General features: G+C 68.4%; 14 protein-coding genes. 12 read left to right on the forward strand and 2 right to left on the reverse strand.

Annotated elements, in window-relative coordinates; all coding sequences use genetic code 11:
• Nucleotides 1-68 precede the first annotated feature (68 nt).
• The 11 genes from EXU32_RS03400 to EXU32_RS03450 all read left to right on the forward strand — a co-directional run bounded on the left by EXU32_RS03400 (nucleotide 69) and on the right by EXU32_RS03450 (nucleotide 9023).
• Entirely contained in the window at nucleotides 69-1298 is a 1230-nt protein-coding gene (locus EXU32_RS03400; RefSeq protein ID WP_207233869.1) for a CpaF family protein, read from the forward strand.
• Entirely contained in the window at nucleotides 1295-2164 is an 870-nt protein-coding gene (locus tag EXU32_RS03405) for a type II secretion system F family protein (RefSeq protein ID WP_165399563.1), read from the forward strand. The genes EXU32_RS03400 and EXU32_RS03405 overlap by 4 nt, the downstream gene beginning before the upstream one ends.
• Nucleotides 2161-3114, forward strand: coding sequence for a type II secretion system F family protein (locus EXU32_RS03410; RefSeq protein ID WP_130628635.1), 954 nt, complete (start codon nucleotides 2161-2163; stop codon nucleotides 3112-3114). The genes EXU32_RS03405 and EXU32_RS03410 overlap by 4 nt, the downstream gene beginning before the upstream one ends.
• A 32-nt stretch (nucleotides 3115-3146) precedes the next feature.
• The gene (locus tag EXU32_RS03415; protein WP_130628636.1) at nucleotides 3147-3371 is read left to right on the forward strand and encodes a hypothetical protein; all 225 of its coding nucleotides are present in this window, start codon (nucleotides 3147-3149) and stop codon (nucleotides 3369-3371) included.
• A complete protein-coding gene (locus EXU32_RS03420) occupies nucleotides 3368-3763 on the forward strand; it encodes a TadE/TadG family type IV pilus assembly protein (RefSeq protein WP_347400290.1) in 396 nt (131 codons plus the stop codon). The genes EXU32_RS03415 and EXU32_RS03420 overlap by 4 nt, the downstream gene beginning before the upstream one ends.
• Entirely contained in the window at nucleotides 3760-4215 is a 456-nt protein-coding gene (locus EXU32_RS03425) for a pilus assembly protein (RefSeq protein ID WP_130628637.1), read from the forward strand. The genes EXU32_RS03420 and EXU32_RS03425 overlap by 4 nt, the downstream gene beginning before the upstream one ends.
• Nucleotides 4212-4694, forward strand: a complete 483-nt coding sequence (locus tag EXU32_RS03430; RefSeq protein WP_130628638.1) for a pilus assembly protein TadG-related protein — start codon at nucleotides 4212-4214, stop codon at nucleotides 4692-4694. The genes EXU32_RS03425 and EXU32_RS03430 overlap by 4 nt, the downstream gene beginning before the upstream one ends.
• Nucleotides 4695-4842: 148 nt before the next feature.
• Nucleotides 4843-6204 (forward strand): AI-2E family transporter, encoded by a 1362-nt coding sequence (locus EXU32_RS03435; protein ID WP_130628639.1) that lies wholly within the window; start codon nucleotides 4843-4845, stop codon nucleotides 6202-6204.
• A gap of 35 nt (nucleotides 6205-6239) precedes the next feature.
• Entirely contained in the window at nucleotides 6240-7352 is a 1113-nt protein-coding gene (prfB, locus tag EXU32_RS03440; protein WP_130628640.1) for a peptide chain release factor 2, read from the forward strand.
• Nucleotides 7353-7554: 202 nt separating this feature from the next.
• Nucleotides 7555-8154, forward strand: coding sequence for a hypothetical protein (locus EXU32_RS03445; RefSeq protein WP_130628641.1), 600 nt, complete (start codon nucleotides 7555-7557; stop codon nucleotides 8152-8154).
• Entirely contained in the window at nucleotides 8142-9023 is an 882-nt protein-coding gene (locus EXU32_RS03450) for a hypothetical protein (protein ID WP_130628642.1), read from the forward strand. The genes EXU32_RS03445 and EXU32_RS03450 overlap by 13 nt, the downstream gene beginning before the upstream one ends.
• A 147-nt stretch (nucleotides 9024-9170) precedes the next feature.
• Here EXU32_RS03450 and EXU32_RS03455 read toward each other — a convergent pair whose 3' ends face one another.
• Both EXU32_RS03455 and EXU32_RS03460 read right to left on the reverse strand, forming a co-directional pair.
• A complete protein-coding gene (locus EXU32_RS03455) occupies nucleotides 9171-10079 on the reverse strand; it encodes a hypothetical protein (protein WP_130628643.1) in 909 nt (302 codons plus the stop codon).
• Entirely contained in the window at nucleotides 10076-10663 is a 588-nt protein-coding gene (locus tag EXU32_RS03460) for a hypothetical protein (protein WP_130628644.1), read from the reverse strand. Before EXU32_RS03460 ends, EXU32_RS03455 begins: the two co-directional genes overlap by 4 nt.
• Nucleotides 10664-10819: 156 nt before the next feature.
• Between EXU32_RS03460 and EXU32_RS03465 the strand changes: the two genes are divergently transcribed.
• Nucleotides 10820-11503, forward strand: a complete 684-nt coding sequence (locus EXU32_RS03465; RefSeq protein ID WP_130628645.1) for an SAF domain-containing protein — start codon at nucleotides 10820-10822, stop codon at nucleotides 11501-11503.
• Nucleotides 11504-11505 lie beyond the last annotated feature (2 nt).

Consider the following 11505-nt stretch of genomic DNA (forward strand, 5'->3'; position numbering starts at 1 on the left):
TTTCTGGTCGGTGGGCCGGAGGGAGGACCCGCTCACGTCACCGCACGATCGTACGAAGGGGGCTGGACTTGGACGCCGTCGAGACCGTCGAGGCCGAGGTCCGCGAGCTCATCCGACGCTCGGGTGTGGACCCGGTCCGCGAGACCGCGGAGGTCGCCGACCTCGTGCGCGCCGCGGTGAGCGACTACGACGAGCGGGCCACCCAGGGTGGGTTGCCCCTGCTGGGCAACTTCGAGGCAGCGGTCAAGTCGGTCCTCGACACGGTCGCGGGCTTCGGTCCCCTGCAGCGCTACTTCGACGACCCCTTCGTCGAGGAGATCTGGATCAACAGTCCCAGTCAGGTCTTCGTCGCCCGCAACGGCGTCTCGGAGCTGACGAGCACGGTCCTCACGGCCGACGAGGTGCGCGACCTCGTCGAGAAGATGCTCAAGTCGTCGGGTCGGCGGATCGACCTGTCGTCGCCCTTCGTCGACGCGACGCTCCCCGACGGCAGCCGCCTGCACGTCGTCATCCCGGACATCACGCGGGAGCACTGGGCGGTCAACGTCCGCAAGTTCGTCGTCAAGGCCGACCACCTCGACGACCTCGTGCGGCTCGGCACGCTCACCAAGGAGGCCGCGGTCTTCCTGCAGGCCGCGGTGGCGGCAGGTCTCAACGTGCTCGTGGCGGGAGGGACCCAGGCCGGCAAGACGACCCTGCTCAACTGCCTCTCGGCTGCCATCCCGGCCCGTGAGCGGATCGTGACGTGCGAGGAGGTCTTCGAGCTGAAGATCCCCATGCGTGACGTCGTGTCCATGCAGTGCCGCCAGTCCAACCTCGAGGGCATGGGCGAGATCCCGCTGCGCCGGCTCGTCAAGGAGGCACTGCGCATGCGCCCCTCACGCATCATCGTCGGTGAGGTGCGTCAGGCCGAGAGCCTCGACCTGCTCATCGCCCTCAACTCCGGGCTTCCGGGGATGTGCACGATCCACGCCAACTCGGCCCGCGAGGCCGTGACCAAGATGTGCACCCTGCCCTTGCTGGCCGGCGAAAACGTGGGGTCGCGCTTCGTGGTGCCCACGGTCGCCGGGTCCATCGACCTGGTCGTCCACGCCGCGTTGGAGGCCGATGGAGTCCGGCGCGTCCGGGAGATCGTGGCGCTGCCGGGGCGGATCGAGAACGACGTGGTCGAGATCAGTGACATCTTCACCACGCGCGAGGGCCGGCTCGTGCGGGCCGACGGTTACCCGCCGCACCGTGACCGCTTCGCTCGTGCGGGATATGACGTGGCTGCGCTGCTCGGGGGGCGTCCCTCGTGACCGGGGTGATGGTCGGGGCACTCCTGGGGGTCGGGCTCTTCCTCATCTGGTGGTCGATGTGGCCGCGTGACGAGGAGCGCGTCGCTCCGCACCGCGACCACAAGGTGATCCGGCGCTTGCGCGACGAGCTCGCCCAGGCCGGTTATCGGGGGATCGGCCCGGCCGGTCTGCTGACGGCCTGCGCCCTCGCCTTCGTCCTGACCCTCGTCACCGGCGTCGCGCTCACCCGCGTCCCGGCGATCGCCCTGTGCTTCGCGGTCATGGCCGGCTGGGCCCCGGTCGCCGTCGTCAGCATGCGGGCGAGGGCGCGGCGTGCGCATCTGAGGGACCTGTGGCCGGATGCCGTGGACAACGTCACCTCGGCCGTCCGAGCCGGTTTGGCTCTGCCAGAAGCCCTGTCACAGCTGTCGGTGCGCGGCCCCGAGGAGCTGCGTCCGCCCTTCGCCGAGTTCGCGAGCGACTACCGCACGACGGGCCGCTTCAACGACTGCCTCGACCGGCTGAAGGTCCGCCTGGCCGACCCCGTCGGTGATCGACTCGTCGAGTCGCTGCGCATCGCGCGCGAGGTGGGCGGCTCGGACCTCGGCTCGCTCCTGCGGACCCTCTCGACCTTCCTGCGCGAGGACGCGCGCACCCGCAGCGAGCTCGAGACCCGGCAGTCGTGGACCGTCAACGCAGCCCGCCTGGCCGTCGCGGCGCCATGGCTCGTCCTGGCCATGCTCTCCACTCGGCCGGAGTCGGTCCAGGCCTACAACACCTCGACGGGCGCGCTGGTCCTCGCCGTCGGTGCGGCTGCCACGTTCGTGGCCTACCGGGTCATGGTCCGGATCGGGCGGCTCCCCGAAGAAGAGCGGGTGCTGCGATGACGGACCTCGTGCACTCGATCGGCCTCGGGCGCAGCGGCGCCCTGCTCGGGTTGCTCCTCGCCCTCGGCCTCGCGTTGGTCCACCAGGGACTGCCCCGGCACCGCCGCGCCACCCTCGACGACCGCCTCGCGCCGTACCTGCGGGACACTCCCCGACCCTCGCGGCTGCTGGCCACGGAGGACGTCTCCCTCATCGCCGTCATCCCGACCGTGCTGCGGCCACTGGTCACCGATCTGGCGCGCCGGGTCGAGTCGGTCCTGGGCGGCACCGCTTCGGTGCGTCGCCGGCTGCTGCGCGCCGGCCGGACGCCGGACACCGACCACTTCCGGGCCGAGCAGGTCGTCTACGGCTTCGCGGGCGCGGTGCTCGGAGGAGTCCTCGGCGCCGTCTACGTGACCGGTCAGGGGCGCTCGCCGATCTTCCTGGTCGTGCTCGTCCTGCTCGGCTTCGCCATCGGGGTCGTCGTCCGCGACACCCTGCTCAGCCGTGAGGCGGACCGCCGAGAGGCCCGCATGCTCGCCGAGTTCCCCACCGTGGCAGAGCTGCTCGCGCTCGCAGTCGGGGCGGGCGAGGGAGCGGCTGGTGCCCTCGAGCGCGTCGTCCGGCTCTCCGACGGCGAGCTGTCGGACGAGCTCGGGCGTTGCCTCGCCGACGCCCGCGCCGGGGCGAGCCTGCCGACAGCGCTGCAGGGGCTGGCGGAGCGCACCGGCCTCACCTCGCTTGCTCGGTTCGTCGACGGCATCGTCGTCGCGGTCGAGCGCGGGACCCCACTGTCGGACGTCTTGCGGGCCCAGGCCCAGGACGTCCGTGAGCAAGGCCGCCGGCTGATCATGGAGGCCGGCGGCAAGAAGGAGATCGCGATGATGGTGCCGGTTGTCTTCGGCGTCCTCCCGGTCACGATCCTCTTTGCCCTCTTCCCGGGGCTCGGCTTCTTCCAGTTCCAGATGTGACCACACAGCACCATGCCACCAAGGAGATTCACATGACCGACCCACTCATCAAGGCCCACGTCCGCTTGGCCGGGAGCATCCGGCGCGCGGCGGTGCGACTCGACGACGAGAGGGGTGACGTCCCCGGCTGGGTCCTGATCACCCTGATGACCGCGGCCCTCGTGACCGGCATCTGGGCGATCGCGGGAGAGCAGCTGAAGACGATGTTCGAGAGCGCGCTCAACGGCGTCACCGGGCCCGACCAGGTCCACGATTGATCGGTGCCGTGCGGCTGGACGACGACCGCGGCTCAGCGGTCGTCGACTTCACCCTGACCTCGACGCTGCTTCTCTTCGTCTTCCTCGCGGTCTTCCAGCTGGGGCTGGCCCTGCATGTGCGCAACACGTTGATCTCGTGCGCGAGCGAGGGTGCGAGGTACGGCGCCCGCGAAGGGTCGTCGGCGCAGCAGGGGGAGGCCCGCACGAGGGACCTCATCGGCCGGTCCTTGTCTCCTCGGTACGCACGCAGCGTGGGGTCGAGCATCGCCACGACGGGCTCCGGCGTGGAGGTGCTCGTCATCGACGTCTCGGCCCCGGTACCCGTGGTCGGGCTCTTCGGGCCCGGTGGAGGATTCGACGTCTCGGGCCGCGCCTTCGTGGAGTCCCAGTGAGTGGCGCGCTCCCGTCCGCCCGTGACCGCTTGGCCGACGAAGGGGGGACTGCCGTCATCGAGTTCGTCTGGCTGGCGGTCCTGCTCCTCGTCCCGCTCATCTACCTGGTCCTGTGCCTTGCTCGTCTTCAGGCCGGGTCCTATGCAGTGACCCAGGCGGCTCGGGAGTCGGCCCGAGCATTCGTCACGGCAAAGGATGACCCGTCGGCCCGGGCTCGTTCGCAGGCGGCTGCGGACATCGCCTTCGAGGACCAGGGATTCACCGCCGGTGGGTCCCTCTCGGTGAGCTGCTCGGCAGCTCCGTGTCTCTCGCCGGGGGAGTCGGTGACGACGCAGGCAGCGGTGAGTGTCCCCCTTCCCCTCGTCCCGGCCTTCCTCGGTGACTCGGTGCCGTTGCAGATCCCGGTCTCGGCGACCCAGGTTGCTCCGGTACCGCAGTACGAGGTCCGATGACCTCCCTTCGAGCCGCTGTGCGTCAGCGTTGGCGCGATGACAGTGGGCAGCTGAGCGTCCTCGTGCTCGGTCTGACCGTCATCGCGATGACGTTGATCATCGGGGGGTTGGCCGTCACATCGGTGCAGATCTCCCGGATGCGGCTGCTCGACGCGGCCGACTCGGCCGCGCTCGGCGCCACCGATGATGGTGCCGAGCGGATCTATGACGACGGGGTGGGCGCCGACCTGCCCCTCGATGACGCCAGCGTCCGGGAGAGCGCCGCGACGCATCTGTCCGAGCGGTCACGGCCTCACGGACTGGAGAGCTGGGCCGTCGCGCCGGGCACCGGGAGCCCTGACGGTCGCACTGCGGTCGTGGTGCTCACGGGTGAGGCCGATCTGCCCCTCATCGGCGGGCTGCTGCAGTCGATGGGTGGGTCGGTCACGCTCACCGTCGAGTCGAGGGCCCGAGCTGGCGTGGTCACCGCCCCGCAGTGAGCGGTCCCGTCGGCTGGCGAACGCCCCTCCACCGCGCGCGTTCATCGCAGCCTCCAACCTCGAGCCTGCTGCGCTCCCACCTGACAGGCCGAGGTGACACGATGACGGCGCGGGGTGACCGCACCATTCGTTCGGGAGAGGCACGCGCGTGGAGCAACAACTGTCTGGGGAATCGTCCCCGACCCAGTCGGCCGACAAGGGCGAGTCCACCGAGGCCAGGTCGACCTCTGGCACGACGGTCCAGTCCGAGATCACGGACGAGCCGGGCGGCACCGATGCAGGAGCAGCTGAGCCAGCCGACACCGACCGGGGATCCACCGACGAGGTCGTCCACACCAGCGACGGTGAGGTCATCCCCGAGGACGAGGCGGCGCCCGACGCGGAGACGATCCCGGTGAGCGAGCTGCGCACACCCGAGCGAGAGCACGAGCACGACGAGCTCCCGATCAAGGCGCGGGTCTCGCTGCCCCCGACCCTCACCCTTCTGCTCGGTCTGGCCGCCACGGTCATCGCGATCGCCGGTCTCAAGCAGGTCGCCGGCATCATCGCCCCGACCTTCCTCGCGGCGACGCTGATCATCGCGGTCTACCCGATCTACAAGACGCTGCGGCGATTCCTCGGGGGAGCCATCGCCGGACTGCTGCTCATCGTCATCCTCTACGGGATCCTCGCGGCCCTGGGCGCCTCGATCGGTATCGCGGCGAGCAAGTTCGCGTCCGAGCTGGCCAGGCCCGAGTACACGAGCACCTTCACCGGCCTCGTCTCCGACGGGCGTGACTTCCTGACCTCCAAGGGGATCGAGGCACAGGAGATCGATGATGCCATCGCCAACTTCGACCTGCGCAACCTGACCGGTCTCGCGAGCTCGCTGGCCAACACGGTCACCGGGCTGACCACGACCATGCTCTTCCTGCTGACCGTGATGATCTTCCTCGTCATGGACGCCGGCGGCTTCGCGCGGCGGCTCGCGGCGATCCACCGTCACAAGCCTGACGTGGCGGATGCGCTCGTCGACTTCGGCTACCGGGTGCGCAAGTACTGGATCGTCTCGACGGTCTTCGGTGTCATCGTCGCGGTGATCGACTACATCGCGCTGATGTGGCTGGGGGTGCCGCTGGCGATGACCTTCGCCCTGCTGTCCTTCGTCACCAACTACATCCCCAACATCGGCTTCGTCCTCGGTCTCATCCCACCGGCCTTCATCGCGCTGCTCTCCGGAGGGGTGTCGACGATGGTGTGGGTCATCGCCATTTACTGCGTCGCCAACTTCCTCATCCAGACGATCCTGCAGCCGAAGTTCACCGGCGACGCCGTCGGCATCAACGGCAGCACAGCCTTCCTGTCGCTGATGTTCTGGGCCTATGTCTTCGGCGCGCTCGGGGCCCTGCTTGCCATCCCCTTCACCCTCCTCTTCAAGAGCTTGCTGATCGATCGCGACCCCAGCGCGCGGTGGGTCAACCAGTTCATCGCGAGCTCCCCGGAGGAGGGGACGAGCGCGCAGCCGACGTAGGGGAGGGGCGGCCCCCTGCCGTAGGGTGACCTGCTGTGGCTGTCGACTTCGAGACCGAGATCAAGAACCTCCGCACGACCATGGGATCGGTGCGTGAGGTCACCAACGTGCCTGCCCTCGAGACGCAGATCGCGGACCTGGAGCAGCAGGCAGCCGCTCCCGACCTGTGGGACGACCCGGACAAGGCGCAGGGTGTGACCTCGGCGCTGTCCCGCGCCAACCACGAGCTCGAGCGCATCAACACCATGGACGCCCGCATCGACGACCTCGAGGCCCTCGTCGAGCTCGGCCAGGAGGAGCGGGACGCAGACACGCTCGCCGAGGCCGAGGAGGAGCTGGCCAAGGTCGCCAAGTCCGTCGGCCAGCTCGAGGTCCGCACGCTGCTCGCCGGGGAGTACGACGAGCGCGAGGCCGTCGTCACCATCCGCGCTGGCGCCGGTGGTGTCGACGCCGCGGACTTCGCCGAGATGCTCATGCGCATGTACCTGCGTTGGGCCGAGCGGCACGGCTACCCGACCAAGGTCATGGACACCTCCTACGCCGAGGAGGCAGGGCTGAAGTCCGCCACCTTCGAGGTCAACGTCCCCTACGCCTACGGCAACCTCTCCGTCGAGGCGGGGACCCACCGCCTCGTGCGGATCTCGCCCTTCGACAACCAGGGCCGCCGCCAGACCTCCTTCGCCGCCGTCGAGGTCATCCCGCTCATCGAGAGCACCGACTCCATCGACATCCCGGACGGCGAGCTGAAGATCGACGTCTTCCGCTCCTCGGGCCCCGGCGGCCAGTCGGTCAACACCACGGACTCCGCGGTGCGCATGACGCACATCCCGACCGGCATCGTCGTGTCGATGCAGAACGAGAAGTCACAGATCCAGAACCGTGCGGCTGCTCTGCGCGTCATGCAGTCGCGACTGCTGCTGGCCAAGAAGGCCGAGGAGGCCGCCGAGCGCAAGGAGCTCGCCGGCGACGTCAAGGCGAGCTGGGGTGACCAGATGCGCTCCTACGTGCTGAACCCGTACCAGATGGTCAAGGACCTGCGCACCGAGCACGAGACGGGCAACCCGTCCCCGGTCTTCGACGGCGAGATCGACGCCTTCATCGAGGCTGGCATCCGCTGGCGCATCGAGCAGGCCAAGTCCGAGGACTGAGCCGGCTGGCCCCTCGCCAGACGGGTAGTCCTCCCCACTGCGCATTTGCCTGATTGCCCCTAGCGTGGGGAGCAACAATCTGCTGGCAGCAGGCTCGATCACCCGACGTCCGCGACGTGCAAGGTGCGCTGGAGTCCGCGTGTGATGGGTTGGACCGAGTTCGGGGCCTCTGTATCCTCGGTCGAGATCGGGGAGGATGCTGATGCGCGAAGTGCGCGAGTTGATGGGGATGACCGCGCTGTGCGCTGCCCTCATGATGACGGTGGCCGGGTGTGGCGACAGCGGCGGCGGTGAGACGACGGAGCCCTCGACCACGTCCTCCAGCAGCACGTCGTCGCAGCCCACCTACGACGAGAACCACATCATGGATGAGGTCCGCAGGGTGGACAAGGAGCTGAGGAAGCTTGGCCCGAACGACAAGATCTCGGCGGATGCGGCGTGGGCGACAAGCGGCTACCGGACCGCATACAACGAAGGGGTCGCGGCGACAGAAGACGCCGGAGCGAAGCTGAAGGGCAAGGTCACGACGGACTCCCTTTGTCTCGCCGACTCCGAGCCGGATGCACCGGGCGGATGGAATGTGACCGTCTACCTCTGCGCCACGAGCACGGTGCGCGCGTACATCGATGGAGAAGACGTCTCCGCGGATCCCGAGGACTCGAGCAAGCCACTGCCCAAGGGGCCGCGGACGAGCGCCTTCCTCGAGAGCTTCACGACGCCTGATGGTGGCAGGACATGGCAGCTTGACGACTCGCAGGTACTGACGGGGACAGATGGGGAGAAGGCGCGATGCGGCGGCTGATTGCGACGAGGCGGCTGATTGCGACCATCGGTCTGTTCACGCTCTGCGTGGGTGCGGCACCAGCGGTGGCGAGCACCACGGAATGCCTTGATGGCACCACGCGCACGGTGAACCACAACCAGATCGTGATCGAGGCAGATCATTGCACCGGGGACGACAACCGTGATGAGGACCATGAGCGTGACGGTAAAGGTCAGCGCGACGCTGAGGACGACTCCACGTCGGGTGAGTCCTCGGGACCGACCAGGCGGACGGTCTCGGACAAGGTGTACTGGGAACTCTGGGAGAGGTGTCGGCGGGGACCCAACCTTGACGCCCTCTCCATCCAGTGCGTGGCGGGGCTGCCAGATCGGGAGGGAGACGCGCCGGCACCCGATGCGCCGGCAGTGACGGTTGAGCAGGTGCGGGAGAGCGCGATCGCTCAGATCGACATGGGTGCGCCGGAGATCGGTGCTTCGCCCTGCCTGACAGCGGCGGATGCCTGTCGGGGAACGGTGGGTGTGCCGGTGTGGTTGTGGGTCGGTGACGGCACGGGTTCGTTGCCATCTGACTCGGCGACGGTGACGGCGGGGCCCTACACGATCACGGCGACGGCGAAGGTGTCGAAGGTGAAGTGGTCTCTGGGTGATGGGCAGAGCGTGGCCTGTCACAGCGTGGGGACGAAGTACGACCCGCAGCGTGATGGCTGGTCTTCGCCGGCGTGTGGTTTTGACGCAGGGTGGACGCAGGCGGGCACCTACACGTTGACGGCGTCGTATGTCTGGGAGATCTCGTTTTCGGGTGATGCGACGGGGTCGATGACGCAGACACTGACCTCGACCGAGCGGGTTACCGTGGGTGAGCTGCAGAGCGTGGCAACGACAGGCTGATCGTCTCCTCCCAGTGCGTGCCTCCTGGGGGCGCCTGTGCAGTCGGACCAGGATGGGCAAGGGTGGAAGGCCGCGGGTAGGTACACGGTGACGGCGTCATACGTCGGGGAGCTGCAGAGCGTGGCCACGACTGGCCGACGGTCGCCGTCAGCCTCTCTTGGAGGTGACGGCCTGATACTCGCCCACGGTGATCTGCTCGCTCGAGGTGCTGGTGACCGTGGTGCTGCCGGTCGCGTCCCCGCCGAAGGTCACGGCATAGGTGATGGTCGCGGTGGTGGTGTAGTTGCCGGCCTTGGTGTAGCCGTTGGGCAGGCCGCAGTCGGGGCTCGAGGCCCAACCCATGCTCGAGGTGTAGGTCGTACCGGCGCTGGTGCAGGTGACCGACTGGCCGTCACCGAGTGACCACACCACCTTGGACGGCTTCGCGCTGACGCTCACGGTGAGACCTCCTGCGCTGGCGCTGTCGCTGTAGGTCTTCCACTGGTCGCCCTCCAACCAGAACCAGACGGGGACACCGACGGTGCCCTTGCAGTTGACGCCAGTGCAGGGCGCAGAGCCCATGTCGGGCTTGGGGAGCGAGATCTTGGCCATGGCCATCGAGATGACCTGCTCGATGGTCACCCTCGGGGGCGTGGGGGTCCCGGGTGTCGCGGGCGTCGCCTCGCAGGGCTCGTACACGTATGGCACGACGAGGACGCCGCACGGTGGTGGACCCGAGGGTTGGCCGGTGGTCGGGTCGAAGGCGCCGGGCTCCTGCCTCTCCCACTCGGCCAACGCTGCCTCCCGGTCGTAGTCGCCCATGTCGAACGACACCTCGTACCCGGGCTCGGAGGGGCCGCTCGGGGCATTGCCCGTGGACTGCCCCTCGGACTGATGTCCCTCGGACCCGGGCTCCTCGGTCCGTGTCTCCTCGTGGGACACGGCGATCGACGTGCAGTTGTTCTGCTCGTCGCAGACCTGCTTCGTCTGATGATCGGCCTGCGCGGGCGCAGCCGTGGCCAGTGCCATCGCTGCAGGTAGGAGCACGGACGCAGTCACCTTGGAGAACGTGATCATGATGCTGCCTTCTCCAGGTCACAGGTCGACTTGTAGCCGACCTCGGTGGCACTGACCTGCCAGTCGGACGACGTCGTGGCACGCTCGAAGGTGATGAGGTTGACCACCTCGGTGCCGTCCGCGATCGGTTTGCCGTTGCGATCGGTGCGGATGTTGGTCCCGGCGGGGATCGTGTCGGTTCCGTTGTCGTAGGCCTTCGTGGCGATGAGCTGCCGATGGACCTCGTAGCACACCTCGACCGTGGCCTTGGTGTCGGACGAGGTCCTGGTCTCACTGGCCGTGAGCTCGTCCTTGCCCTTGACGGTCACGTCGGGAAAAACCTTCGACGACTCGACCTGACGCTTGTACGACTCGGCTCCCAGAACCGCCTTGAGCTCCTTGCTCGGCGGCTCGGACGGGTTTGACTCGTTGCTCAGGCGCCAGTAGTCGCGGAACACCTCCGTGACCTGGGCCTCTCCGGCATCCTTCGAGGGAAGGGGGGAGGTCGCCGACTCGGCAGGCTCCGCGTCCTCTCCGCACGCGCTCGCAGCGAGACCGATCGCGGCGATGACGCCAGCGGTGATCATCATCCGAGGGGCAATCACGGTCTGTCTCCTGGAGGATCGTGGACTGGCGACAATTCCAGTTCACCACATCCACCGTACGATGCGCACGTTCGTGAGCAGTGTCGACTCGCAATCAAGCGCTGTGTTGGTTACCGTCAGCGCGTTGGCAGACGTACGCAGGGGGACACGACACACATGACTGCAGCACCGAGTATCGAGGCTCCGGCGCCTCCCGCGGGGGGTGCCGCGCGCGACGAGGTCACGGCGATCAAGCCCCGTCGCAACATGCGTCTGGTCCTCCTCGGCGTGGCGCTGGCCGTCGTCTTCGCTCTGCTCGCGGTCTGGGCCGTCAACCGCGCTGGCGAGGCCCGCAGCGTCGTGGTGGTCGTCAAGGACATCCGCGCGGGCGACCAGATCGCGTCCTCGGACCTGGCCACGACCCAGCTGCGTGGTGGCGATGACGTGCAGACGGTGCCGTCGTCCAAGCTCAACTCCCTCATCGGCAAGCGAGCCGAGCAGGGCATGCCTGCCGGGACACTCGTCACCGAGTCGGATTTCGAGAACCGCATCACGCCCCGATCCGGCGATGCGATCGTCCCGATCGCCGTCACCTCCGGGCAGTTCCCCGCCAGTGGCCTGCAGCGAGGGGACGTCGTGCGCGTGGTCGTCACGGGTGGCGGTCAGAACATCGAGGGGCTCGAGCCGGGCACCGCCTTCAGCGGCGTCATCCTCGCCCTGGGCGACCCCGACGACAAGGGCGGCATGACGGTCGACGTCTCCATCTCCTCGGCCGACGCCCCGTCCGCGGCCGCGGCCGCCGGTACCGGCCGGATCGCCATCATCAATGTCGCACCGGGCGGCACGGGTCAGGACGGCTGACT

The organism is Janibacter limosus, assembly GCF_004295485.1.
GTDB lineage: Bacteria > Actinomycetota > Actinomycetes > Actinomycetales > Dermatophilaceae > Janibacter > Janibacter limosus_A.

Coding starts and splice junctions, on each gene's coding strand:
- EXU32_RS03410 (WP_130628635.1), top strand. CDS start 2,161: ATGACGGACCTCGTGCACTCGATCGGCCTCGGGCGCAGCGGCGCCCTG.
- EXU32_RS03415 (WP_130628636.1), top strand. CDS start 3,147: ATGACCGACCCACTCATCAAGGCCCACGTCCGCTTGGCCGGGAGCATC.
- EXU32_RS03430 (WP_130628638.1), top strand. CDS start 4,212: ATGACCTCCCTTCGAGCCGCTGTGCGTCAGCGTTGGCGCGATGACAGT.
- EXU32_RS03445 (WP_130628641.1), top strand. CDS start 7,555: ATGCGCGAAGTGCGCGAGTTGATGGGGATGACCGCGCTGTGCGCTGCC.
- EXU32_RS03450 (WP_130628642.1), top strand. CDS start 8,142: ATGCGGCGGCTGATTGCGACGAGGCGGCTGATTGCGACCATCGGTCTG.
- EXU32_RS03455 (WP_130628643.1), bottom strand. CDS start 10,079: ATGATCACGTTCTCCAAGGTGACTGCGTCCGTGCTCCTACCTGCAGCG.
- EXU32_RS03465 (WP_130628645.1), top strand. CDS start 10,820: ATGACTGCAGCACCGAGTATCGAGGCTCCGGCGCCTCCCGCGGGGGGT.